Here is a 22,454-nt window from a genome sequence, read left to right as displayed (position 1 = left end):
CGCACAGCGGACGTTGGCTGTCGAAAAATGCTGAGCGACGCACAAACGACCGCTTCGGTGAAGCTGCGTCGCGGCATGGTAACCAAGTCCCAAGGTCGGCAATGGGCCGGTCGCGACGACCGCTGGAGCCTGCCAGGTGTTCGGCTCGTTGCACTGCCGCAGGTCCGCTCCGAGCCAATTCCGTTTCAGGCGGCGGCACCTGCGGCGCGTATGTCCTTTCCAGGAGGCGCGTCGAAAAGGCGGCCGTATTCCCGGGTGAACTGGGTCACGCTAGCGTAGCCGACTGTGTGGGCTGCCTGCGCGATTTTCGCGCCTTCGGCCAGCATGAGCCGCCGCGCTTCGATCAGGCGGAGCTGTTTCTGGAACTGGAGCGGAGACAGGGACGTGATGGCGCGGAAGTGCTTGTGAAACGCGGGCTCACTCATTGCGGCGGCCTCCGCGAGTTCCTCGACCCTGATCGGACGGGCGTACTCCCGCCGCAGGATATCGACCGCGCGCGCAATCCGCCCTGCATGGCTGTCCGGCACACCGAGCGCAGCGATGGCCGGGCCGTGAACGCCCATGAGAAGCCAGTAATGCAGCTCACGCAGCAGGCCGTCGGCAAGCACTGACAGGGCCTCGGGCCGATCCAGCAGCCGCGCAAGGCGAAGGGAGGCATCGATGACCTCTGTGTCGATCGGCTCCACCCTTACGGGCGGCGCGTCACCGGGCCGCACGGAGACGGCCGGGCGCAACGCACGCAGGATCGCGGGATCGAGTTCGAGCACGAGCGCATAGTAGGGTGCCGCGATGCTGGCGCGGGTAATCCGGCTGACCGTCGGAATATCCGCCGCGACGACCATCGCCTCCCCCGGCGCGTATTCGAAGCTCGCTCCCAGCGTGGTCACGCGCTTCCTCCCCTGCAGCAGCATTGCGATCACCGGCTTCTGGACGGCAACCATCAGATTTCCCGGGTGCAGGTAGCGCACCACGGACAGGCCCCGGGCCGGAGTCGGCGCCGACCCCTCGGTCCCGGAATTGGCGTCGGCGAACCGGCGGCAATGGATGAGCAACTGAGCAAAGGGGGGACTGCTTTGGGCAATGGTCATGTCGTAAAATATGGCTGAGGCTGGACCCTCGGGGAAGGGGTGAAATGGGAACAGGCAAGAAGCGGCGAGGTTCAGGCAACCACGAGCGCCGGCGCTCTTCTATTTCAGAGTGACACCATGACACCCTGAAAGGACAGTCTCATGAGCAAGATCGCTCTCGTCACCGGCGCCAATCGCGGCCTCAGTCGCAACACCGCTCTCGCCATCGCCGAAAGAGGTGGCGACGTCATCGTCACCTATCGGTCGAACGCCGGGCAAGCAGAGGAGGTCGTGACCCTTATCCGCGAGATGGGGCGCCGGGCCGTGGCGCTGCCCCTCGACGTTGCCGACACAACAAGCTTTCCGGCCTTCGTCGAAAGCCTGCGCGCGGAGCTGCGCAACATCTGGGGCCGCGACAGCTTCGATCACCTCGTCAACAATGCCGGGCATGGCGAGTTTGCCATGATCGAGGAGACCACCGAAGCGCAGTTCGATGGCCTGTTCGCGGTCCATGTGAAGGGCGCCTTCTTCCTCGCCCAGACACTTCTGCCGCTGCTGGCCGATGGAGGGCGGATTGTGAACTTCTCGTCCGGCCTGACGCGGATCTCCTTCCCCGGCTTCGCGGCCTATTCGGCGGCAAAGGCGGCGGTCGAGATGCTCACGGTTTACATGGCGCGGGAATTCGGTGCGCGGGGCATTGCGGTGAACACGGTTGCGCCAGGCGCCATCGAAACGGATTTCGGCGGCGGGCTGGTCCGCGACAACGCCGAGGTCAACGCTCAGTTCGCGGGGATGACGGCGCTCGGCCGGGTCGGGCTGCCGGACGACATCGGTCCGATGATCGCCAGCCTTCTGCGCGACGATAATCGCTGGGTGACCGCACAGCGCATCGAGGTGTCGGGCGGCCAGACGATCTGATCGCGCAAGGTGATGCGCGACGCGCCGGCTCCATCGGCGCGTCGCCTCACCGGTCGATCCGAAGCGCAGGAGTGGATTGAGATGGGCTGCGGTTTTGTCTGGTTCGTCTCACAGCAGACGTGCGACGACGCGGTGGAGGTCCCCGAGGTTCTGCGGGGCCTCCCGTCGCTGACCACGGCCCATAGCTGACTTGGATTTCGTCAGCCAAGTTGCCCCCTCCGGCCTCGACCTGCCTTTCGTGCCTGGCGCAAAGGATGACCGGGGGCACCCCTTCCGCGACTTTCAGGCCCTTTGCCAGCACTCAATCCTGAGCAGGCTTCGCGTGCTACGCAGCAATAACACGCCCCAAAGCAGATGCAGGGCCATCCAGCACGTCGCTGGCTGTCCGCCATGCCCCCTCATCAAGTCCAAGCGCGTCGCGCAGCCAGGCGAGCGTCATGCGCTTGGTGGCTTCGAGGACGTCGGGGTCCTCGGCCTCGGTTTCCTTCGCGTCGAGCGAGGCAATGCCGCCCAGCCCGTGGCCGACACCATGCATCGTCAACAGCGCCTCGGCGCCGGGGCCATCGTGAAAGGAATCGGCGAACCAGTCGGGCCCTCGGGTGGTGAAATGCGGCTGATCGGCATCGCCGCAGACCACGAGGGTCCGCGTTGTGAGGGTCGAAAAATCAACCTCGAAGAAGGGCAAACGCTCTGCGCTCTCCGGGGTCAGTTCGCTGCCGCCACGGCCGGGCGCAGTCAAGAGGATACCCGCGGAGATGCGCGGATCGCGGAAGCCCTCTCCCTTCACGCTGGTGCCCAGCAACAGGCTGACCGTGTGGCCGCCAAGCGAATGGCCCACGGCCGCGACCCTGGCCGGATCCAGCCGCCCCGAGAGTGCCGGTGCCTGCTGCATGATCTCGTCCAGGCGGTCGAGGATGGTCTTCATCTCGGCCACCCGCTCGCGCCAGAAGAAAGGCGCCCCCTCGGCGTCCGAGGGTAAACCGGCAACATGGGAACTGGCATGGGTGGGTTGGATCACCGCAAAACCGCGCTCGGCCCAGAACTGCGCAAGATGGGCGTATCCATCCTTCGACGCGATGTAGTTCGACGGTCCGTGCCCGTGCGACAGCAGGACGATCGGGATGCCCGCGCCCTTCACCGGCGCCGTGATGCGCAGTTCAAGCGGTTGGCGTCCCTCCATCGGAAGGGTGACGGGGGTATAGGCCACGGTCGGCGTCGCATCGGGCGCGGGAATATGGCGGGAAAGATCGATCAGTTTGTTCATGGGACACAGGCTCCTGGTCATGAAGGGAGGGCGCCGTCCCGGTCCGGGATCACGGCGTCTGAACTCCGATTGACGAGAAGATGGACGCTCTGATCTGGATTTCCTATGATAGGCTATCCGATAATCATTAGCGTATGTCCGAAACGATGAGCGATCCTCTCACAGATGTCGTCAGCCTGCTGAAACCCGTCCCGTCGATCTCCAAGCGGGTGACGGGGGGCGGAGGCTGGAGGGTGGAACGCACGGAAATGGGCACCCCCTTCTACTGCGCCATCGTTTCGGGCGGGTGCCTGCTGACGCCATCGGCACGTGATCCGATCCGGCTGGAGGCCGGTGATTTCGTGCTGGTGCCCGAGATCTTCGATTTCGTGATGACGGGCCTTGTGCCGCCCGAGCCGCAGGCAACGCCCCGGTGGCAGGAGATCAGCCCCGGCGTCATACGGCAGGGAGATCCCGAAGCGCCCACAGACGTGATCATGCTGGTCGGCCACTGTTCCTTTGCCTCGCGCGATCGGTCACTGCTCGTGTCGCTGCTGCCCGATATCGTGCATGTCCAGGGCCAGGCCCGGCTGATGCAGCTGGTGCAGATGATCGATGAGGAGACGCGCAGCGGCCGGGTGGCCCGCGACATGGTCCTGGGTCGCCTGCTGGAGCTGCTGCTGATCGAGGCGCTTCGCTCGACCGCCGACACCATCGTATCGCCCGGAATGCTTCGTGGACTGGCCGATCCCCAGCTTTCGATCGCATTGCGTGAGATCCATGCGGATCCCGGACGACCGCATTCGGTCGCCGCCCTGGCAAAATGCGCCGCGATGTCGCGATCGACGTTCTACGAGAGGTTTCATCGCGAACTCGGCGCGGCCCCCATGGAGTATGTCACCAAATGGCGCATGGCCTTGGCGAGGGACATGCTGACAAAGAAGACGGCCCCGATCGCCGAGATCGCACGCGAAGTCGGATACGGGTCAGCGAGTGCATTCAGCGTGGCATTCGCCCGTCATACAGGGAGGCCACCGGGAGCCTTCGCCAACGCCCAAGGGTGACCTGCCAAATCGCTCCGCGGAACAACCCACTTCGGCCACCATTTATGGGCGGCAGATCCTGGCCGTCCAAGCCTACGGATACGGCGTCTCAAGCCTTCCCAATATGCCCGCTTTTGCGCACCGCTGGCTTTTGTCCAGTGTTAACAGAAAGCTGGCTCTCCGCCCTATGTGGCTGAATTTCTACTCAGTCACGATGACCGCGGGCATGTCCGTTTCAGGCTGGGAGCGGTCATCCGATTGGTCGCGCCGAAGCCCGCAAGGTCAACACGCAAGACGCAAGACGCAAGACGCAAGACGCAAGACGCAAGACGCAAGACGCAAGACAAGATCTGCATGTCGCTTCGGGAGCGAACCATACCCCACATACTTCAGGTCGTTGTCCGGTCGGCGACCATGGGACACTCCCCTACTCGGGGTCGGACCGCTTGAGGCTGTCGCGGCGCCTCGCGCCCTTCCTTGAGCTCTTGGGCTACTCGGCGTCTCCCGCCTTCAGCCCCTCGATCGCACTGCGCATGGTGGACACGAAAAGATCGAGGTCGTTGTTGTTCAAATGACCGAGGGCCATCGCATTGACGTCTCGAGCGGCGGCCTGCGCCGGGCCGCGTAGATCGCGAGCCTGCGCCGTAAGGTGAATTGTCTTGGCCCTTGCGTCCGTCGCGTGCGCCCGCCGTTCGATAAGCCCGTCCCGCTCCATCCTCGCGAGAGTGTTGGCCATGGTCGCCTGCTCGACATCGAGACGTTCGAATAAGTCGCGCTGCGTCAGACCGTCCTCCTCCCACAGCACGAGCAACGTCATGAACTGCGCAGGCGCGAGACCCAGCGGACGGATACGTTCATGCAGGCGCTGCGCAAAGAGCCGAGCCATATGGTTGGCGAGATAGCCCGCGGAGCGGGCGCGATCGAAAGTATCGGTGGCCATGGCGGACGAATAGATCTTGCATAGCGTGCTGTCCATATCTAACTCATAACATAGTATGCTATTCAAATGGAGGCCAGCATGTCCCGTACCTCTCTCGTCGCACTGCACGGCATTTCCGGCGCCGCGGCCCTTCTCACCATCGCAACCTTTTGGGTTTCGGCACTGACCGCCGAATTCGTCCTTGCCACCCCGGGCGTCGTGGCCGTTCGGACGGCGATCCTCTATGCGCTACCGGTGCTCGTGATCGCCATGATGGCCGCAGGTGCCACCGGCACGCGCCTCGCCGGGCGGTCCAAAGCGCCCGTCATCCGCGCCAAGCGCAGACGCACCATCATCACGGCGGCCAACGGCCTTCTCATCCTCGTCCCCTCGGCGGTGTTCCTGGGGCTGCGGGCGCGAGCCGGACTTTTTGACGCGACTTTTGCCACCGTGCAGATCGTCGAGCTGGCCGCCGGCGCATTGAACATCGCCCTGCTTTCGCTGAACATGAAGGCCGGAATGGCGATGCGGGCGCGACGTATCCGGGCCGGAAAGACAACGGCCTGAGAGCAGTTTTCGCCTATCTGGCCGTCCTCGGATCGGCCGCGTTCACCGGCACGATGCTTTGCATCGCCATCGCCTTCGGCGGCTACTGGACCAGCTTGCCGCCGGACGACTTCCTCGCATGGTTCGCCGCGAACAGCGGATTAATCGCGCGGACCATACCGGTCGTGGCGGGACCCGCGTTGCTGGGACTTGTTGGTTCGCTCTGGCTGGCGCGACGGGAACGGGGGGTGCGTGGTACATGGGCGATCGCCGCCGCCGCAATGGTCGGATTGGCGCTCGTCACAGGGCTCTACCACTTGCCAGCGAACGCGGCACTCGCCAACGGAGAGATCCCGTCAGAAGCCGTGTCGGCGACGTTACGGACATGGCTGACCCTCCATGCCCTCCGCATCGCGCTCGGTCTCGCGGCGAGCGCCTTCGCGCTTGGCGCGGCTCGGCATGAGTAAGGCGTTCACGATGAGCGGTGTGACTTCTTGCTCTTGCCCCGAATGCAGACCTTCGAACAATTGTCGCGAAAGGCAGTTTTGACGGATTGCGCTGCAGAATTCGAACCCAGGACTGAAGGTCGGCTATGGGCCGTTCGCGTCGGTGGGGACCCTCGACACGAAGGGCGGGAAACCGACCTTCGCTGCGATCTGGGCGAACGGCTGCTTTAGTACGCCCCGTAGTCTGCCAGAAACGCAACGCGCCGGTCTTTCGCGATGAGTGGATTGCGGTAAGACGCATATTATCGCCCCCCATCCGCGCGGCCAAACTAAGGACCTTGCACGCTTTTTCTTCGAGCCTGGCTCGACGACGCTGGAAGTGCGGTGGAACGAGGAGGATCTTGGTGCCATCGAAGTTTTTTTTGATGGCGGATGGCAAACGGTACCGTCCATTCTCGAATGTTTCCGCGGCGTTCATGCCTCAACCTGGCTCAAGACCTGCCGTTCGCTCAAGGCGACCGATCCCGAGCGGAAAGAATGGGAGGAAAACGTTGTCGAGCAAGCAATCCGGTCTATTGAAGCTTTGAATGCCAAGGCGAAAGCTTCGTTCCACATTCTCGATCACGCTTGGACAGAGGACCGGATCGCGAAGCTGGAAGATGAGGCCCTTGCCAGCTTCTCCACGGTACCCGCTCGCGAGAAAACAACCAGTTCACCCGATGGGCGCGGCCAAGTGATCCTTCCAGTCGCTCCGGCTGGGTCGAACAACGCGGCCCCGGCGATAGATCCTGACCGGCATGCGGTCCCCTCGACCAATCAGTCGGATTCCCCGACCCAGGCGAAGCCCTCCATTGAGACGGCAAGTCACCCGCAAGAAGAACCCGAAAAGGCCCGTCGAGCCGACGAGCGTGGCGAACCTTCCTCTAATGTGGATGGCGGTCAGAGCCCCAACTATGGCGCTGACTTTGACTTTCCGTCCTGACCGACAAACTCCGGAGAAGCAAAATGACGAACGCATCCAAAGGTATCAATTTGCCCGTGGATGAGCTGCGTAATCTTCATATCGGGACACCCAGTTATAGGTCCCTGAAAGACAATCTGGCCCGCTTGTTCCGCGCGGGCCCCGACGGGACGCTCACACACGAGCCTGTCTTGTTCACCCGCGGCACCGAAACCCACGGCATCATTCTGATTGCGGGTGCCGGCGCGGGGAAGACCCCCGATATTGGCGAAGCGATCGGCAGCATCGAAGCCCTTACCGACAACCACGAAACCGGGGTCCCGCGTTACATCCACGTCACCGTCGGCAGTCCGGCAACACTACGCAGCCTGGCTGTTCAGTTCCTCGAGAAATTGGGCCTCGATGGCGTCGGAGACCGGGTCAAGGTGCATGAACTATGGACTATGGTTCGACGTCGCCTCCAGCGCCTCGGCATCAGCCTCGTCGTCGTGGACGAGGTTCACGACATGTTCCGATCTACCCCGGGTAGTGAGACCGACGCCATGTTTCGCATGATGAAGTCCCTGATGCAGGGCGATCATCCGGTTGTTCTGCTACTTGGCGGAACAGAGCGCTTGCTGGCCGTCACTGGGCTCGACGCCCAGGTGAACCGTCGGTTCCGAAAGGTCATTGCACAACCTCTCGATTGCGGCGGCAACGCGGACAGCATCCACAAGACCGTTGCATTCTATGCTGGGAAAGCCGGCCTGGCGCTTTCGATCCGCGATGATCTCGCTGTCCGTCTCATCCATGGCGCCCGTTACCGCTTCGGTCGCTGTGTCGAGATCACGATTGCGGCGATCGATGAAGCTCTGCGTGCGGGAGACGACACGCTGACGGGACAGCATTTCGAAACTGCATGGGGTATGGAGGAAGGATGCCCCCTCACCGCGAATGTGTTTGCTGTCGAAGACTTCATGTCCATCCAACTCGAGGACGATGACGAGATCGGTGAGCGCATTCAGGTCGCTCGCGAGAAGAAGCGGAGGGCAAAGGCAACGCCGAAGTCTAAGCGCGGCAAGAAGGTAGCCTGACGATGACCCTGCGCCCCATTCTGCCTGCCTTGCAGGACGAAAGCCTGACGAGCTATCTGGCCCGTTGCGCCGAGTACCATACCGGCCTAGACGTGTTCGCCTTCATCAGCGCTTTGGGCTTCAGCCAAACCGAAATCATCGATCCTGCGCCAGCAACGTTTGATCGTCTCTCCGAACTGACCGGACATTCACTCGAAGTGTTGCATCGGATGGTGTTCCGATCGGTTCGACCGCGCGTCAGGGCTTTGGGCCAAGAGCACTTCCACACGGAGTTCACGAACCTCAAGCAGACCAGCTTTTGCCCGGCCTGCTTGCTCGCAGACAGGGAACCAACAAGCCCTTCTCGAGGACTGCGCGTAGGCCGATTGTCATGGCGAATCGAACCTGTGCGCAGGTGCCGCCAACATGGGTTTGCTTTGGTCCGACGCCCCTTGGCCCGGAAGGCGGAACGGTTTCAGACCATGGACATGGTAGCTCCAGATAACGCGGAACTTAACCGTCTTGTCAGATCAGCTGACCCAACGAATCCTTCTGCGCTGCAAAGTTATATCGAGACGCGGCTGGCAGGCGGCAGTGGGCCGGCTTGGCTGGACGGACAGCCGATCGATCTCGCTGCTCGAACGTGCGAGATGTTGGGACTGTTGCTGACCTTTCCTGTAACCCGGACCATGCCAGCAGCCACATCGGAAGATCTCGAAGCCGCAGGAGCCGTCGGTTTTGAACACGCGTCGCAAGGAGAAGATGGCGTTTGCAGCGCGCTGCAGAGCGTTCGTGAGCAGGCTCAACACGAAGGGTTTCACGGCGGCCCTGCTCAGGTCTACGGCTTCTTCCACACGTGGCTGCAGGATACGGATAAACGAAAGCCCTTTGGTCCGGTCCTGGATGTCGCCCGGACCTTCATTCTCGATCACTTCCCGGTGGAAGCAGGTGCGGACGTCTTCGGGTCGATAATTTCCCGCCGTCGCAAGCACACCGTTTACACCTTGGCGCGGCAGATGAACGTCGGTCCGATGACGGTGCAAAGAGCCCTTGTCTACGGCAAGCTTTTGGATGGCGAGCCCGATCGCAGCTCCCATCATGTCGTCTTCGACGCCATATCGGGTGAAACTTTGTTCTCTCGGGTTCACACTGCGCTTTCTAACCGAGAGTTGCGTAAATTCTTGAACTGCGGCCGAACGCAAGCAGAACAACTCGTAGCCGCCAGTTTTCTACCCCAAGTAATCGAACAAGAAGATCGCGCTTCAAACTCGGCACAGCATGTTGCTCTGGAAGACGCGAAGACCTTCCTCCAAGCGATAATGGGTCGCACTAAATCGGTCGAACGCGCCACTGAAGGCATGTGCGATATCCCGAGGGCAGCTCGCTCATCACATTGGTCAGTCACAGACATCGTGCGCGCCCCTCTCGGCGGCAAATTAGAGAAGGTCGAATGTGTTGATCCGGATCTTCGCTTCCTGGGCATCCTTTTGGACCCCAAGGAAGTCAGCACGGTACTGATCCGCGAAAGCTCTCCGGACCTTGTCGGCTTTGAAGATGCAGCCAGCATTCTTGGGATCAAGCGGTACGGAGTTCGCAAGTTTCTCGATCTGCGTGATCGGGATGGCGTGCCTTATCTTCGCGTACATTCGATCCAGAACTCCGAAGGTTGCCAGATTGACTGCTTGTCGCGCACAGAGATCGCAGGTTTTTTGCGGGAACATATCGCGCTTGCCGACATCGCCAGCCATATGGAATGCCACTGGAGGACCGCCGAAGCTCGGCTTATGTCTGCAGAAATTTCAGTCGAGCTTAAAGGCGCCGGGATCGGGAGGTCGTTCTACCGAAGATCCGAGGTCAAAGGCGTTATGCCAATTTAGACCTTTTCAAAATGCCTGTCTCTAAAACCGCCCTCTGTGGCGGTTTTTTCATGCTCGGAACGAAGTACAGTGTGGCAGATAATGACCCGACGAAGTGGAAGAACCTATCCGCCGATCGAAAGCCCGGATATATAGAAAACAGTGGCCTAAGGTGTATAAAGTGGTAGAGATAATGCCGCCGTCACACCGCACGTGCCTCCATCGGCTCGCCATGCGCCCCAAGGCGGATCGGGCGTGGGGGGTGCGGCTGCGTCGAACATCGACTAGTGGCTTCTAATGAAAGAGGCCCGCCGGTCTCCCGGCGAGCCCCCTGCAGACCGAAATGCGTCCGCTCAGAACGACTTAGTCAGACCCACGTAATACGTCCGGCCGGGCTCGTTGAAGGTATTGGCACCGTCGCCCGTGCGCTTGATCTCCTTGTCCGCGACATTGGTGATGCCGGCGGTCAGGGAGAAATCCTCTGTGACCTCGTACCGCGAAGCGAGGTTCCACAGGGTGTAGGGATCGCGGGCGTCGGTGTTGTCGTAATCGGTCTCCATCACCGGGTTCTTCTTCGGCGCCTCGATCTTTCCGTAATGGGTGAGCGACGGAATCAGGGTCAGCGCGTCCGTCGCCTGCCATTCGAGGGAGGCGTTGATCGTGTAGTCAGGCACGAGGCTGAGCGGGTCTCCCGTCTCCTTGTTTTCCGATCGGGCCATGTAGGTGAAGTTGGTGGCAAATTGCAGATCCTGACCGATCGGTGCGGCAAAGCTGCCCTCGACGCCCGAGACCACCGCCTCCGGAATGTTCTGCCACTGGAAGACGCGGTTGGCGTCGTCCCCGATCGTGAATGTCGCCAACTGGTCGGTGCCGGACTGAATGCGGTCGCGGTAATCGTTGTGAAAGGCGGTCAGCGTCGCCTCGACGCCGGTCGGGCCGGAATAGGCGACGCCGATCTCGGTGTTGGTGCTGGTCTCGGGCTCGAGATCGGGATTTCCGAGGACATAGCAGGGTCCTTGCAGGTAGTAGGGCGCGGGGCATCCCCGGCCATTGGTGACATAGATATACCCTGGGTTGATCTGGTAGAGGTTCGGCGCCTTGAAGGCCCTCGCGATACCGACCTTCGCCGTCCAGTTCGGTGTGACCTCCCATGCCGCGTTGATCGCGCCGGAGAGGTTCCAGCCGAACGTGTCGGCGTAGTCGGCCCTGAGGCTGGGAGAGAGGGTGACGACGTCCGACAGCTTCATGTTCGCTTCGGCGTAGATGCCGAGAAGCGTCTGGTCCATCTCGTCGTCGCGATTTTCCGCTGCCGCCTCGGTATCGCCGAACTCGAAATCGAGATCGCCGCGGGAGCCGACGGTAACCGGATCGTCCAGATGCTCGTATCGCAGTTCGGTCCCGAACGTGTAGGTCGTATCCCGGCCGAAGGTCCGTCCCGGCAGGATCCATTCGGTCTTCGCGGCGATGTTGTCGAGATAGGTGACGCCGTACTCTTCGGACTGGATCCGGCCCTCGCCGGACCCCGCGGTGCCCTCGATCAGGCGCTTGTTCTTGGTGCGCTCGAGCTGGAGGTAGCTGACGGATTCGCCGAAATCGTATGTCCCCTCATGGGTGACGGCGAAGGTGCGGCGGTGGAGGACATTGGTCTCGTCGCCATCCTCGGCGAGGCTCTGGGACAGCTCGGACGGCAGGCTGAGCTGGCTGTCGCCGGCATAGATGTTGCCCTGTCGCGAATAACCGAGCTCGAAATCGATGCGGTGCCCCCCGGTCGGCTCCCAGCGCAAGAGGCCAGTCATGTCGCGGTTCTCGACCCCTTCCCGTCCGGCATAGACGTTGCAGCCCCGGGTGCCGATCTCGCAGGTCTCCTCGACATTGATGTCCGGATCGTCCGCATCCGTGCGGTTGTAGTTCGCCGTCAGACGCAGGCTGAGCGCGTCCGTCAGCGGCTTCGACCAGATCATGTTGAGGCGGCGGGTATCCCCCTCGCTGCTCGATTCAGGCGCCGTGTACTGGGTGGAGATGGTGAAGCGTTCCGCCTCGGGCTGCTTGGTGACGATGTTCACCACGCCCCCCGCCGCGCCGGAGCCGTAGCGGGCCGCCGCCGGGCCACGGATGACCTCGATGCTCTCGATCAGTTCGGGCGCGACCCAGTTGGAATCGCCGCGCGTATCCCGTTCGCCGCCACGTCCCATGCGGATCGAATTGCGGGACTGGGCAGGCTTTCCGTCGATCAGGATGAGGGTGTTCTCGGGGCCCATGCCGCGGATGTCGATCTGTCGCTGGTTGCCTCGCTGCCCGGAGGCGCTGGCACCGGTGAGGTTCACCCCCGGCATCTTGCGCACGATCTCGGAGATGTCGTTTGTCACGGGTCGCTCCGCGATCTCATCGGAGGAGATGACGGAAACGCCGAGGGATTGGAGCACTTCCTCCTCATACGAGTCGACGAAGATCGGATCGAGGACGAGAACCTCGGAGCCGTCGTCGAGCGCATAGCTCTGCTGAGCCGTGGCCGCCTCGAACGGAAGGGCCGAAATGAGAGTGAGCGCCGTGCAGGACGCAAGACGAGAGAAGCCAGCCATCGGCAGTCTCCTTGGGGTATGGGGTTTGGGTGCTTGCTGATCGCCCGCGGGGGGAGCGAAAGGTCCGGGGGTGACGCCACCCCTGGCACGTCGCTGGCAGAAGGCTCGCGTATGCCTCGATCCGGGGGGCCTCAACCTTTTACCTGACAGGACCTGTCAGGTATTGCCGACAGGTCACACCCGCTGCCCGTCCGAGGCCGCTCAACGGCAGCGTTGAACTGGCCGGGTCCCGTGGCTACGCTGCGCCATGGAGGGCGCCGATCGGGGTTTGACGCGACACGCGCCGCCTTACGGCCGCATACCGGCACACGGCACGCGGAGCGCGACAGGATCTGCGAGGCAGAGGGACCGATCGATGAGCGATCTCGACGATACGACGACGCGTACCGAGCCGGGCGAACCTCTGGCCGAGACGTCCCGAGACACCCCTCGCTCCCGCGCGGCCCTCGACGACGGCATACGGGCTGCGTCGCAGCAGGTCTTCGCTGCACGCCAGGCGGGGAACGAAGCCGAAGCGGCGCGGATCTTCGAGCGCATCCTGTCGCTGACGGAAGAGAAGGTGGCCCTCGATCCCGCCGACGGCGAAGCCCGCACGGAACTCGCGATCCTGCTCCACCTCTCGGGTCGCTCCGACGAGGCCAGGTCGGAGGCGGACCGCTCCCTTGCCGCCGATCCCAGCGATCGCTCAGCCGTGCAACTCGCTTCGGTACTCGCTCTGAAGGACGGAGACGAGGCGCGTGCGGCAGAGGTCTGGGACGACCTGATCGGGCAATGGCCCGAAAGCGGCGAGCCGAGCCGGGCCTACATGATCGTTCGCGCCGCCAAGGTCTTCGCCTTCTTCGACCGCGATGCCCGCGCCCGCGCCTATCTGGATCTCGCCCGCCCGCTCCTGCGCACGCCGGCCGAGCGGGACGATCTGCGCGCGGTCGAAGTGCTGGTCAACGGCGCAGGCGACATGGAGCGGCAGGCGGCGCATTCGGTCGAGATCTTCGACGCTTTCGCCAAGACCTACGATCAGGTTCTCTTCGGCATCCAGAACCGCGGCCCGTTCCTGATCCGCGACATGGTCCAGCGCCTCGGCCTGACCGCGACCCGCTCGCGCGACATCCTGGATGCGGGCTGCGGCACCGGGCTTTGCGGTCCGCTCCTGAGGGAGTATGCGCGGACGCTCCACGGCTGCGACATCTCGATCGGAATGCTGGAGCAGAGCCGCGCACGGAACGTCTACGACCTGCTGACCCGCTCCGACATCAGCGTCGCCGGAAGCCTGCCGGAGGGGCCGTTCGACGTCATCGTCGCGGGGGACGTCATGGTCTATTTCGGCACTCTTTCCGGCGCTCTCTCGGGGCTGGCGCAGGTCCTGAAGCCGGGCGGATGGATCGTCTTCACGACCGAGCTGGCGCAGAAGCCGGCGCCTCGCGGCTGGCACCCGACACTCACCCACCGCTACCGGCACGACCCCGCCTTCGTGCGCGCCGAGCTTACCCGCTCCGGGTTCTCCGCGCCGCGCCACGAGGTGAGGGATACGCTCCGCCACGAATTCATGATGCCGGTGGAGGCCAGTTGCGTGGCGGCGCAGAAGCTCGCGCTTGCATCAGGCCCCGGCGCGCTGTCCCTTCCGGGCCTCAGCGGCCTGACGGGCTGAGCCCGCTCAGAGAGGCAGCACCAGGTCGGCCCTCAGCCCGCCCCAGCGTTCGCTTTCCCCGAGGCGGAGCGTGCCGCCATGACCGCGCGCGATGTCGAATGCGATCGAGAGGCCGAGACCGACGCCGGATCCCCTGTCCTGGTTGCGCGCGGTGTCGAGGCGGGCAAAGGGCCGAAGCGCGATCTCCCGCGAGTCCTCGGGGATCCCCGGCCCGTCATCCTCCACGGTGAAGACCACCGCCCGCTCGCCCAACTGCACGGACACCTCGGCCTTACCGGCATACCGGATCGCGTTGCCCACGAGGTTGGCCAGCGCGCGCTCCACGGCCAGCGGGCGAAGCGTCACCTGAACCTCATCGGGCGGCACCCGCCCCAGCGAGACAGTGCCACCGGCGCGCTGACCGTTCTCGACCGCGCTCAGCGCAAGGCCCGCCGGAGAGACCTCTTGCGGATCGTCCAACGCCTCGCCCCGGGCGAAATCGAGGAACGTGCCCAGCATCGCCTCCATCTCAGCGATATCGTTCAGCATGTCCTCCGCCTCGGGCTCATCCGTGAGCATCGACAAACCGAGGCGCAGGCGCGTCAGCGGCGTCCTGAGATCGTGGCTGACGCCGGACAGCATCAACGTGCGCTGTTCGATCTGCCTCTCGATGCGAGAGCGCATGTCCAGAAAGGCGTGGCCCGCCGCCCGCACTTCCGTCGCCCCGGAGGGTTTGTACGGGACCACCCTGCCCCGCCCGAACGCCTCGGCGGCGGCAGAGAGCCGGGTGATGGGCCGTAGCTGTCCGCGCAGGTAGAGAAAGGCGATTCCGGTCATCACGATCGCCAGGATCCCCATCAGGACCAGAAGCTGGTGCGGGTTGGACGGAGCGGCCCGCCTCCGGTCGAACTGGAGCGTGAGAGGGCCGTGCGGCGTCTCCGTCTGGAGCGTGACACGGCGCAGGGAAGACGCAAGATCGACGGCCCTTAGGTTCGGCAGCGCCTCCTCTAGTCGCAGGATCACCACACGGCCCGAGATATCGTAGAAGACCCGCCGATATCCGCGCATCTCCTCCCCCGGCAACTCCCAGTCGATTGCGAGCGCATCGGCCACGGGCGCGATCCGGGCTTGCGCCGCCTCGAGATCGGGCGCCTCATCCGCGAGCGTCGAGAGATAGGACAGCTCGAGCGCCGCGGAGCGCATCATCTGGTCCGTCACGCCCTCGAAATTGCGCTGCACGAAGACGATGGCCAGCACGATCTGCAACACGGCGATGGGCAGAACGAGGATCAGCGCCGCGCGCCCGTAGAGCCCTTTCGGCATCGATCGTTTAAGCCAGGCGAAATTCATGGGATCAGGGGTAAAGCGCCATGCGGGAGGACGAAAGATGAATTGCGACATGTGGGAGCCCCGCCTGCGCCGCATCCTTGCGCCGAACCCCTCACCCATGACCGCGGAGGGGACGAACACGTTCATCGTCGGTCGCGGCGACGTCGCCGTGATCGATCCCGGGCCCGACCGTCCGGCACATCTGGACGCAATCCTCGCCGCACTCGATCCGGGCGAACGCATCGCCCTCATCCTCGTCACCCACAGCCACCTCGATCACAGCGGCCTCGCCCCCGCCCTCGCAGCCCGCACCGGCGCGCCGACGGCGGCGTTCGGCGATTACCGCGCCGGCCGCACCCCCCGTATGGAGGCCCTCGCAGCGCGCATGACGCGCGGCAGCGACGGGGTCGACCGCACGTTCGTTCCCGATCTCGCGCTGGCTGACGGGCAGAGCGTGACGGTCGGGGCGGAAACACTCACCGCGATCCATACCCCGGGCCACATATCGAACCACCTCTGCTTTGCCTGGACGGACGCGCTCTTCACCGGCGACCATGTCATGGGTTGGTCGACGTCCATCGTCTCCCCGCCGGATGGCGATCTCGCGGCATTCATGGCATCAATGAGAGCTCTGCGCGCACGGAGCGACCGGATCCTCTACCCCGCCCATGGCGCGCCCGTGCCACGGGCCTCCGCCCGGATCGCCGAACTCGTCGCCCACCGCGAGGCCCGCGAGGCCCAGATCCTGGACGCCCTCACCTCGGGCCCGGCCACGGCGGACGAACTGGCCGCGATGATCTACACCGGCAGTCCGGCGACCCTTCTGCCGATGGCCGCACGCAACGTGCTGTCGCACCTCATCGACCTCAAGGCTCGCGGCGCGGTCATCGCGGACCCCGCCCTGCTACCGGATGCCACCTTCCGCCTGTCCCGCGCCGCAAACGCCTGAATACAAACGCCTCCTTCGGGCTTCCCCCACGTTTCCGCCACGTCTCCAGCTCGTAGCAAAGTTTTTCTCAAACACCTCTGGACGCCCACCACCCGCATTGCTAAAGGTCTCGCCGTGTTCCGGCGTAGCTCAGCGGTAGAGCAGTTGACTGTTAATCAATTGGTCGTAGGTTCGATCCCTACCGCCGGAGCCAAAAACCCTGAATGAGATCAGGTGAATATGTGGCAGTTCGCTTGAAGCGACCTTTCGCCTTATGGCCTGAATCGCCACGGGGTCGCCACCGTGAAGACGGTTCATCGGTCAAGCTGGGCTACAATATCCTTAGAATCTGTCTCCGTCTTAGTCAGGATGCTGGATTTAGTCGGTTCCTTCATCGCTCACCCGCCGTGTCACTCATCAAGCTCGTTTACCACTCCGTCGCCCGCGTCCAGATCAGTAGTCGGCGATCCGTCGTCCGGCACCGCGGTTACTTCAGTAGCGCCAACCGTTTCGGTCAGAGAGGCTACCTGGGCCTTCAGCACGGCTATCTCCTCTCTGAACTGAGAGGTCGTGTACCAGCCGTCGACGGCAGCCGGAGAGACCCACGAAACAGCCAGTTGAAGCACGGCGAACAGAAACGCGATGAAGCCGAGCCACATAAGGGCGGAGTTACGCATCTTTTCCATCGCAACTTTGCCCGCGTCCTCAGCTACCTTGTCGGCATTCAGAAACTGCCGTCCGAAGGTAGTCATGGCCGTCTTGCGAACCCCTCTCTCATACTCCTCGACGGCTGGGCCCTCATTGAGGCTCGACACCGGCGAATGTTGAAACATCGAAACTCTGAGAAACACGTCGCCCCTGCTGATTGCGAAGGGGACCTTGCTGAAATTGAAAAGTGTGGTCGAGACAGGACAATTCCAACCCGGGTCCACGACACCGACCGTCAACGCCCATATTCCTTTGTGAGTCATGCCGGTTTTGTAGGATACGTGAGCGGTAATATCGGAGGGAAGGCCGAAGACCTCAGCGGAAGTCACCTGAACCATCTCGTTGGGTTCTAGGATATATGGACCCGCGATCTCTTGCCCCTCATCGTTGAAGATGCAGCCAACCGTGAGGTCAAAGCTGGATGCACGTTTTATCGGATCACCCTCGCGAAAGAATCTCGTCTTATCGAGTTTATCGCCAGCAAGTAACGTCATTCTGCCCTCTCCATCTTGCCTCAACCCCTTCAGTCCGAACGGTATGCCATGAAAACGATGCAGACTGATAGCGACTATCTGCGGCGGAGCGTCGAGCTCCACCAGCGGAGCCACGACCCGCACCGCCAAGTGGGTGCGCTTATCGTGGATTCGGCAGGAAACATCGTCTCAGAGGGGGTGAACGCGCCACCGGATCGCTTCAACTTTTCGAAAGCAGACACCTTTCGCGCCATCGTGCTTGATCCCGAGTGGAAATACTTCATGCTGGAACACGCAGAGCGGAATGCTATTAATGCTGCCTTTTCCAAGGGCATGTCGCTATCGGGTTCGACAATGTATGCGTCATTGTACCCATGCGCTGACTGTGCACGGGCAATTGTCGCTGCGGGCATCAGCCGTCTGGTCGTACCCGATATAGGTGGCGATGCTGATCGAGACACCAAATGGAAAGCGCACTATCACTACGCGAGCAAGGTGTTTGCGTTGGGCGGTGTTAAAGTCGAAGTCAGATAACCGTAAGCCAGCGTTATGTAGCCCCGGTTGCGAGCAACCGCAGATCACCCATGAAGCTCTCAAGTGTCTGAAGGTCTGCCCGGATGCTCGCCGGAAATTTTCCGATCAGCGGTTCCGGCACTACAAGCTGCACATTCGCCTACGTCATTTCGCGGAACTGCGCCTCGGAAACGCCCTCCTGCAAGGTCAGGAGGTGCTTCACCGGAATCCGGTCTGCCTCGTTGATGACCTGCCGCCAACGGTCGCGGCAGGTGATCTTGGTGGCAAGCATCCGCAGCCGGGCCTATGTGCGCTTTCTGTCCGACAAAGTGCGCGATCTGCTGCAGACCTACTACCGGAAGGGTTACGCGGGTCATCACGCCGACCTGCTGGCAGCGCTCGACGCGGGCGACAAGCCGCCTTTCGCGCGGCGATGGCGGCCGACATCGGCGCGACCCGCGATCTTCTGATGACCCTGCTCGGCGACGAGGGCGCGGCGGACTGACCCCGCGCGCGGCTCAGCCCGCCGCGGCGCGCCCGGCCCCGGACCTCAGCGTCGCGACGAGGTCGTGGAATCTGTCGCCCTGAATGAGGACATGCCCACGCATCGCCGCCTCGGCGGCGGCGCCGTCCCCTGCCCGGATCGCGGCCATGACCTCGGCATGTTCGGCGTGTGACCGCGTCAGCCGCCCCCGCGCGCGCAGTTGCATCCGCCGGTAGGGTTGCAGCATCGCGTGAAGCCGTCGCGCCTCTGCCGCGAGGAAGGCGTTGTGCGTCGCCTCGTAGATGCAGACGTGAAAGGCCGTGTTCTCCGAATAATAATCGTCGAAGGCCGAGGCGCCGGCCAGCGACAGGCACGCTTGGTGCCGCGCCTCCAGCGCCTCGAGCTCTGGCTCGGAGATGCGGCGCGCGGCAAGACGGGCGCAGATGCCCTCGATCTCGGCCATCGCCTCGAACCGTTCGGCCAGTTCCTCGGCGTTCCATTCCGACACGAAGGTGCCCTGCTTGGAATGGACCCGCACCAGCCCAGAGGCCTGCAATTGCTGAAGCGCCTCGCGGATCGGCGTGCGCGAGCAGCCGAAATCGCGGGCCAGCGCCTCGGGGTCGATGCGCGCGCCGGGGGCGAGCGTGCCGTTCACGATGGCGGTCTCGAGCGCTTCGCGGATGCGGGTGGTGTTTGACGTGCGGGACATTCGGGCCGTCTTCTGCTGAATGCCGACCACCTTAGAGGAGGACGCGCAAATATCCAAACTCGACCCTGTTATATACAACAGACTACGGCAAGTGTATAGGGCGGTATCTCATGCAGGGAGCCGCGGACATGGCCAACCCCAACATCGCCTTTCTCAACGATCTTCTGTCGAATGTCGGCAGCGCCGTGCGGGGGCGCATCGTCGCCGCCGGCTCGGACCAGTCGGCCGAGGAGCGCCTGTCCGCCAGTTGCCGGGAGCTGATGCGCCGGGGTGGCGAGGCGACCCGCATAGCCGCCGCCGAGCAGGCGCTGGAGGCCTTCGCGGAGCTCGGCGACGCGGCCAAGCTGCGATTCTTCCGCACGCTCCTGACCGATTACAGCGCCGATCCCGAGGCAATTCGCGCAGCCTACGCCAGATGGGAGGAAGAGCGCAGCGAGCCCGCCCTCTCGGCCCTCTTCGGCGCCGTCGAACCGCGGCGCCAGAGCCTCCTGCGGCGGCTCAACTATCCCAGCGGCGGCACCCTTCGGCTGGTCCGGATGCGCAAGGACCTGCTGCGGCTGATGGCGGATGCGCCCGACCTCGCCCCGATCGACGACGATTTCAGCCACCTGCTCAAGTCCTGGTTCAACCGCGGCTTTCTGGAGATGCGGCGGATCGACTGGAATTCGCCCGCCGCGATCCTCGACAAGATCGTCGCCTACGAGGCGGTGCACGCGATCCGCGATCTTGACGATCTGCGCCGCCGGCTGGAGCCGCCGGACCGCCGCTGCTACGCCTTCTTCCACCCCGCGACCGGGGACGAGCCGCTCATCTTCGTCGAAGTGGCGCTTTGCGCCGCGATCCCGGACGCCATCGGCCCGCTTCTGGCGGGCGATACCGCGCACGAGGACGGCAGCGGCGACACCGCGGTCTTCTATTCGATCAGCAATTGCCAGCCGGGCCTCAAGGGCATCTCTTTCGGCAATTTCCTGATCAAGCAGGTCGCCGCGGACCTCGCGGCCGCGCTGCCGCATCTGCGCACCTTCGTCACGCTGTCGCCGGCGCCCGGCTTCGCCCGCTGGCTGGCCGCCCGCGAAGAGCCGGAGGGCGCCGCCCTTTCCGAGGCGCTGACCCGCGGCGACTGGCGCGAGGACGACGCCGCGCGCGATGCGCTGGCGCCAAAGGTCCAGGCCTGGGCCGCGCGCTACATAGCAGAGGCGCGGTCCGGCAGCGGCCAGCCGCTCGATCCGGTCGCGCGGTTCCACCTCGGCAACGGCGCCTCGGCGCACCGCGTCAACTGGCCCGCCGATTTCGCGCCAACCGCGCTCTCCCGCGCCCACGGGGTGATGATCAACTACCTCTACGAGCCGGGCCGGATCGAGGCCCGGCACGAGGCCTTCGCCAACGAGGGCACCATCGCCACCGGCCCCGAGCTGCGCCGCGCCCTCAAGGGCGCCCGCGCGGCGGCGCCAGACCGTACCCGCCAGAAAGACGCGACATGACCCAGCCCATCCTTTCCGCCTTTTACGACCGCGCCCGCATTCATGGCAGCAAGCCCCTGTTCGAACGCCCCGGCCTGACACCGATCGGCTTCGAGACGGCGGCGGACAATGTGCGCCGGATCGCGGCTGTCCTGGCAGAGCGCGGCGTGACGCCGGGCGACCGGGTGATGGTGCAGGTGGACAAGAGCCCCGAGGCGGTGATGCTCTACCTCGCCTGCCTGCATGTCGGCGCTGTCTTCTTGCCGCTCAACACCGCTTACACGGGTGCGGAGGTCGACTATTTCCTCGGCGATGCCGAGCCGCGGCTCGTCGTCTCTACGCCCGACCGCGAAGGCGAGATGCGCGGCCGTCTGCCTGGCGGAACGAGGCTGGAGACGCTCGGCGCCAATGCCGGCGGCACGCTGATGGACGCCGCGCGCGACGCTGCGCCGCACGAGACGCCAGCGCCCCGCGGCGAGGGCGATCCGGCGGCGATCCTCTATACCTCCGGCACCACGGGACGCTCGAAGGGGGCGGTTCTGACCCACGGCAACCTCGGCTCCAACGCCGCGGCGCTGAACGACGTCTGGCGGTTCACCGAAGAGGACCGGCTGATCCACGCGCTGCCGATCTTCCACACCCACGGGCTGTTCGTGGCGTGCAACATGGCGCTGACCACCGGGGCGACGATGATCTTCCTCACCCGCTTCGACGAGGGCGGGGTGATCGACCTGATGTCGGACGCCACCGTCCTGATGGGCGTGCCGACCTTTTACAGCCGGCTGGTGAAATCGCCGCGCCTGGACAGGGCGGCGACCGCCGGGATGCGCCTGTTTGTCTCCGGCTCCGCGCCGCTTCTTCGAGATGTGCGCGAGGCCTTCGCGGAGCGCACCGGGCATGCCATCCTCGAACGCTACGGCATGACCGAAACCTGCATGATCGCCTCCAACCCCTATGAGGGCGAGCGGCGGGTCGGCGCGGTCGGCTTTTCGCTGCCCGATGTGGAGATCCGCATCACCGACCGCGAGACCGGCGAAGCCCTGCCGGAGGGCGAGACCGGCGCCATCGAGGTCAAGGGCCCGAACGTCTTCGACGGCTACTGGCGGATGCCCGAGAAGACCGCAGAGGAATTCCGCGCCGACGGCTTCTTCATCACCGGCGATCTCGGGCGCATCGACGAAGACGGCTACCTGCACATCGTCGGGCGCGACAAGGACCTGGTGATCACCGGCGGCTACAACGTCTATCCCAAGGAGATCGAGACCGTGATCGACGCCCTGCCCGGCGTCGCCGAAAGCGCGGTCTTCGGCGTGCCGCATCCCGATTTCGGCGAAGGCGTCACCGCCGTCGTCGTCCCCCGCAGCGGACAGGACGTGGACGTGGCCGCGCTTCGGTCGGCCCTGTCCGGCGCCATCGCGAAGTACAAGCAGCCCAAGGAGGTCATGATCGTGGACGAGCTGCCGCGCAACGTGATGGGCAAGGTGCAGAAGGCCGAACTGCGCAAGGATTACGCGGACCTCTACGGCGCCGGCGGCTAGGCGCCCGGCGCGACGACATCCTGCCGATCTCCAGGCATCTCGGCACGGTCTTCGACGA

General features: G+C 64.0%; 21 protein-coding genes and 1 tRNA gene. 14 read left to right on the top strand and 8 right to left on the bottom strand.

Annotated elements, in window-relative coordinates; genetic code table 11:
* Positions 1–185 precede the first annotated feature (185 nt).
* Positions 186–941, bottom strand: a complete 756-nt coding sequence (locus RM543_RS10570) for an AraC family transcriptional regulator (RefSeq protein WP_311691312.1) — start codon at positions 939–941, stop codon at positions 186–188.
* Between the two features lie 288 nt (positions 942–1,229).
* On the opposite strand from RM543_RS10570, the gene RM543_RS10565 reads away from it, so the two are divergent.
* Complete coding sequence (locus tag RM543_RS10565) at positions 1,230–1,985, top strand: SDR family NAD(P)-dependent oxidoreductase (RefSeq protein WP_311691310.1); 756 nt, start codon at positions 1,230–1,232, stop codon at positions 1,983–1,985.
* Positions 1,986–2,310: 325 nt separating this feature from the next.
* Here RM543_RS10565 and RM543_RS10560 read toward each other — a convergent pair whose 3' ends face one another.
* A complete protein-coding gene (locus RM543_RS10560; protein ID WP_311691308.1) occupies positions 2,311–3,249 on the bottom strand; it encodes an alpha/beta hydrolase family protein in 939 nt (312 codons plus the stop codon).
* 146 nt (positions 3,250–3,395) lie between these two features.
* On the opposite strand from RM543_RS10560, the gene RM543_RS10555 reads away from it, so the two are divergent.
* Positions 3,396–4,292 (top strand): AraC family transcriptional regulator, encoded by an 897-nt coding sequence (locus RM543_RS10555; protein ID WP_311691306.1) that lies wholly within the window; start codon positions 3,396–3,398, stop codon positions 4,290–4,292.
* A 469-nt stretch (positions 4,293–4,761) separates the two neighbouring features.
* On the opposite strand, the gene RM543_RS10550 is transcribed toward RM543_RS10555, so the two are convergent.
* A complete protein-coding gene (locus RM543_RS10550) occupies positions 4,762–5,211 on the bottom strand; it encodes a MarR family winged helix-turn-helix transcriptional regulator (protein ID WP_311691304.1) in 450 nt (149 codons plus the stop codon).
* A gap of 78 nt (positions 5,212–5,289) precedes the next feature.
* On the opposite strand from RM543_RS10550, the gene RM543_RS10545 reads away from it, so the two are divergent.
* From RM543_RS10545 to RM543_RS10525, 5 genes are all read left to right on the top strand, one after another.
* On the top strand, positions 5,290–5,757 hold the full coding sequence (locus tag RM543_RS10545) for a hypothetical protein (RefSeq protein ID WP_311691302.1): 468 nt from the start codon (positions 5,290–5,292) through the stop codon (positions 5,755–5,757).
* A gap of 53 nt (positions 5,758–5,810) precedes the next feature.
* Positions 5,811–6,203, top strand: a complete 393-nt coding sequence (locus tag RM543_RS10540) for an anthrone oxygenase family protein (protein ID WP_311691300.1) — start codon at positions 5,811–5,813, stop codon at positions 6,201–6,203.
* Between the two features lie 259 nt (positions 6,204–6,462).
* A complete protein-coding gene (locus RM543_RS10535; RefSeq protein ID WP_311691298.1) occupies positions 6,463–7,164 on the top strand; it encodes a hypothetical protein in 702 nt (233 codons plus the stop codon).
* Between the two features lie 23 nt (positions 7,165–7,187).
* Positions 7,188–8,216, top strand: coding sequence for an ATP-binding protein (locus RM543_RS10530; RefSeq protein WP_311691296.1), 1,029 nt, complete (start codon positions 7,188–7,190; stop codon positions 8,214–8,216).
* 2 nt (positions 8,217–8,218) lie between these two features.
* The gene (locus tag RM543_RS10525; protein WP_311691294.1) at positions 8,219–10,072 is read left to right on the top strand and encodes a TniQ family protein; all 1,854 of its coding nucleotides are present in this window, start codon (positions 8,219–8,221) and stop codon (positions 10,070–10,072) included.
* A 332-nt stretch (positions 10,073–10,404) separates the two neighbouring features.
* On the opposite strand, the gene RM543_RS10520 is transcribed toward RM543_RS10525, so the two are convergent.
* A complete protein-coding gene (locus RM543_RS10520) occupies positions 10,405–12,630 on the bottom strand; it encodes a FepA family TonB-dependent siderophore receptor (RefSeq protein WP_311691292.1) in 2,226 nt (741 codons plus the stop codon).
* Positions 12,631–12,985: 355 nt separating this feature from the next.
* Between RM543_RS10520 and RM543_RS10515 the strand changes: the two genes are divergently transcribed.
* Positions 12,986–14,275, top strand: coding sequence for a class I SAM-dependent methyltransferase (locus tag RM543_RS10515; protein WP_311691290.1), 1,290 nt, complete (start codon positions 12,986–12,988; stop codon positions 14,273–14,275).
* Positions 14,276–14,281: 6 nt separating this feature from the next.
* Here the strand turns inward: RM543_RS10515 and RM543_RS10510 are convergent, their stop codons facing one another.
* Positions 14,282–15,577 carry an ATP-binding protein gene (locus RM543_RS10510; RefSeq protein WP_311691288.1) on the bottom strand — a complete coding sequence of 432 codons (1,296 nt, stop codon included), beginning with the start codon at positions 15,575–15,577 and terminating at the stop codon, positions 14,282–14,284.
* A gap of 64 nt (positions 15,578–15,641) precedes the next feature.
* Between RM543_RS10510 and RM543_RS10505 the strand changes: the two genes are divergently transcribed.
* Positions 15,642–16,532, top strand: a complete 891-nt coding sequence (locus tag RM543_RS10505; RefSeq protein ID WP_311691286.1) for an MBL fold metallo-hydrolase — start codon at positions 15,642–15,644, stop codon at positions 16,530–16,532.
* A 118-nt stretch (positions 16,533–16,650) separates the two neighbouring features.
* Positions 16,651–16,725 (top strand) — tRNA-Asn (locus RM543_RS10500).
* A gap of 196 nt (positions 16,726–16,921) precedes the next feature.
* Here the strand turns inward: RM543_RS10500 and RM543_RS10495 are convergent.
* Complete coding sequence (locus RM543_RS10495; RefSeq protein ID WP_311691284.1) at positions 16,922–17,713, bottom strand: dCTP deaminase domain-containing protein; 792 nt, start codon at positions 17,711–17,713, stop codon at positions 16,922–16,924.
* Between the two features lie 57 nt (positions 17,714–17,770).
* Between RM543_RS10495 and RM543_RS10490 the strand changes: the two genes are divergently transcribed.
* Positions 17,771–18,226, top strand: a complete 456-nt coding sequence (locus RM543_RS10490; protein ID WP_311691283.1) for a deaminase — start codon at positions 17,771–17,773, stop codon at positions 18,224–18,226.
* 139 nt (positions 18,227–18,365) lie between these two features.
* Here the strand turns inward: RM543_RS10490 and RM543_RS10485 are convergent, their stop codons facing one another.
* Positions 18,366–18,497, bottom strand: a complete 132-nt coding sequence (locus RM543_RS10485; protein ID WP_311691281.1) for a type II restriction endonuclease — start codon at positions 18,495–18,497, stop codon at positions 18,366–18,368.
* Here RM543_RS10485 and RM543_RS10480 point away from each other — a divergent pair.
* Positions 18,487–18,675, top strand: coding sequence for a hypothetical protein (locus RM543_RS10480; RefSeq protein WP_311691279.1), 189 nt, complete (start codon positions 18,487–18,489; stop codon positions 18,673–18,675). The two genes, RM543_RS10485 and RM543_RS10480, sit on opposite strands and share 11 nt — an antisense overlap.
* Positions 18,676–18,723: 48 nt before the next feature.
* Here the strand turns inward: RM543_RS10480 and RM543_RS10475 are convergent, their stop codons facing one another.
* Positions 18,724–19,398 (bottom strand): GntR family transcriptional regulator, encoded by a 675-nt coding sequence (locus RM543_RS10475; RefSeq protein WP_311691277.1) that lies wholly within the window; start codon positions 19,396–19,398, stop codon positions 18,724–18,726.
* A gap of 128 nt (positions 19,399–19,526) precedes the next feature.
* Here RM543_RS10475 and RM543_RS10470 point away from each other — a divergent pair, with 128 nt between their 5' ends.
* Both RM543_RS10470 and RM543_RS10465 read left to right on the top strand, forming a co-directional pair.
* Positions 19,527–20,879 (top strand): malonyl-CoA decarboxylase domain-containing protein, encoded by a 1,353-nt coding sequence (locus RM543_RS10470; RefSeq protein ID WP_311691275.1) that lies wholly within the window; start codon positions 19,527–19,529, stop codon positions 20,877–20,879.
* Positions 20,876–22,396: a malonate--CoA ligase gene (locus RM543_RS10465; RefSeq protein WP_311691273.1), complete on the top strand. Its 1,521-nt coding sequence runs from the start codon at positions 20,876–20,878 to the stop codon at positions 22,394–22,396. Before RM543_RS10470 ends, RM543_RS10465 begins: the two co-directional genes overlap by 4 nt.
* The last annotated feature ends 58 nt before the right edge of the window (positions 22,397–22,454 follow it).

The organism is Tropicimonas omnivorans (assembly GCF_031846565.1).
Lineage (GTDB): Bacteria > Pseudomonadota > Alphaproteobacteria > Rhodobacterales > Rhodobacteraceae > Tropicimonas_B > Tropicimonas_B omnivorans.
This window is presented reverse-complemented; position numbering and strand designations above follow the sequence as displayed.

Coding starts and splice junctions, on each gene's coding strand:
- RM543_RS10540 (WP_311691300.1), top strand. CDS start 5,811: ATGCTTTGCATCGCCATCGCCTTCGGCGGCTACTGGACCAGCTTGCCG.
- RM543_RS10475 (WP_311691277.1), bottom strand. CDS start 19,398: ATGTCCCGCACGTCAAACACCACCCGCATCCGCGAAGCGCTCGAGACC.
- RM543_RS10515 (WP_311691290.1), top strand. CDS start 12,986: ATGAGCGATCTCGACGATACGACGACGCGTACCGAGCCGGGCGAACCT.
- RM543_RS10485 (WP_311691281.1), bottom strand. CDS start 18,497: ATGCTTGCCACCAAGATCACCTGCCGCGACCGTTGGCGGCAGGTCATC.
- RM543_RS10520 (WP_311691292.1), bottom strand. CDS start 12,630: ATGGCTGGCTTCTCTCGTCTTGCGTCCTGCACGGCGCTCACTCTCATT.
- RM543_RS10525 (WP_311691294.1), top strand. CDS start 8,219: ATGACCCTGCGCCCCATTCTGCCTGCCTTGCAGGACGAAAGCCTGACG.
- RM543_RS10465 (WP_311691273.1), top strand. CDS start 20,876: ATGACCCAGCCCATCCTTTCCGCCTTTTACGACCGCGCCCGCATTCAT.
- RM543_RS10470 (WP_311691275.1), top strand. CDS start 19,527: ATGGCCAACCCCAACATCGCCTTTCTCAACGATCTTCTGTCGAATGTC.
- RM543_RS10570 (WP_311691312.1), bottom strand. CDS start 941: ATGGTTGCCGTCCAGAAGCCGGTGATCGCAATGCTGCTGCAGGGGAGG.
- RM543_RS10530 (WP_311691296.1), top strand. CDS start 7,188: ATGACGAACGCATCCAAAGGTATCAATTTGCCCGTGGATGAGCTGCGT.
- RM543_RS10555 (WP_311691306.1), top strand. CDS start 3,396: ATGAGCGATCCTCTCACAGATGTCGTCAGCCTGCTGAAACCCGTCCCG.
- RM543_RS10505 (WP_311691286.1), top strand. CDS start 15,642: ATGAATTGCGACATGTGGGAGCCCCGCCTGCGCCGCATCCTTGCGCCG.
- RM543_RS10545 (WP_311691302.1), top strand. CDS start 5,290: ATGTCCCGTACCTCTCTCGTCGCACTGCACGGCATTTCCGGCGCCGCG.
- RM543_RS10560 (WP_311691308.1), bottom strand. CDS start 3,249: ATGAACAAACTGATCGATCTTTCCCGCCATATTCCCGCGCCCGATGCG.
- RM543_RS10490 (WP_311691283.1), top strand. CDS start 17,771: ATGCAGACTGATAGCGACTATCTGCGGCGGAGCGTCGAGCTCCACCAG.
- RM543_RS10550 (WP_311691304.1), bottom strand. CDS start 5,211: ATGGCCACCGATACTTTCGATCGCGCCCGCTCCGCGGGCTATCTCGCC.
- RM543_RS10510 (WP_311691288.1), bottom strand. CDS start 15,577: ATGCCGAAAGGGCTCTACGGGCGCGCGGCGCTGATCCTCGTTCTGCCC.
- RM543_RS10565 (WP_311691310.1), top strand. CDS start 1,230: ATGAGCAAGATCGCTCTCGTCACCGGCGCCAATCGCGGCCTCAGTCGC.
- RM543_RS10495 (WP_311691284.1), bottom strand. CDS start 17,713: ATGACGTTACTTGCTGGCGATAAACTCGATAAGACGAGATTCTTTCGC.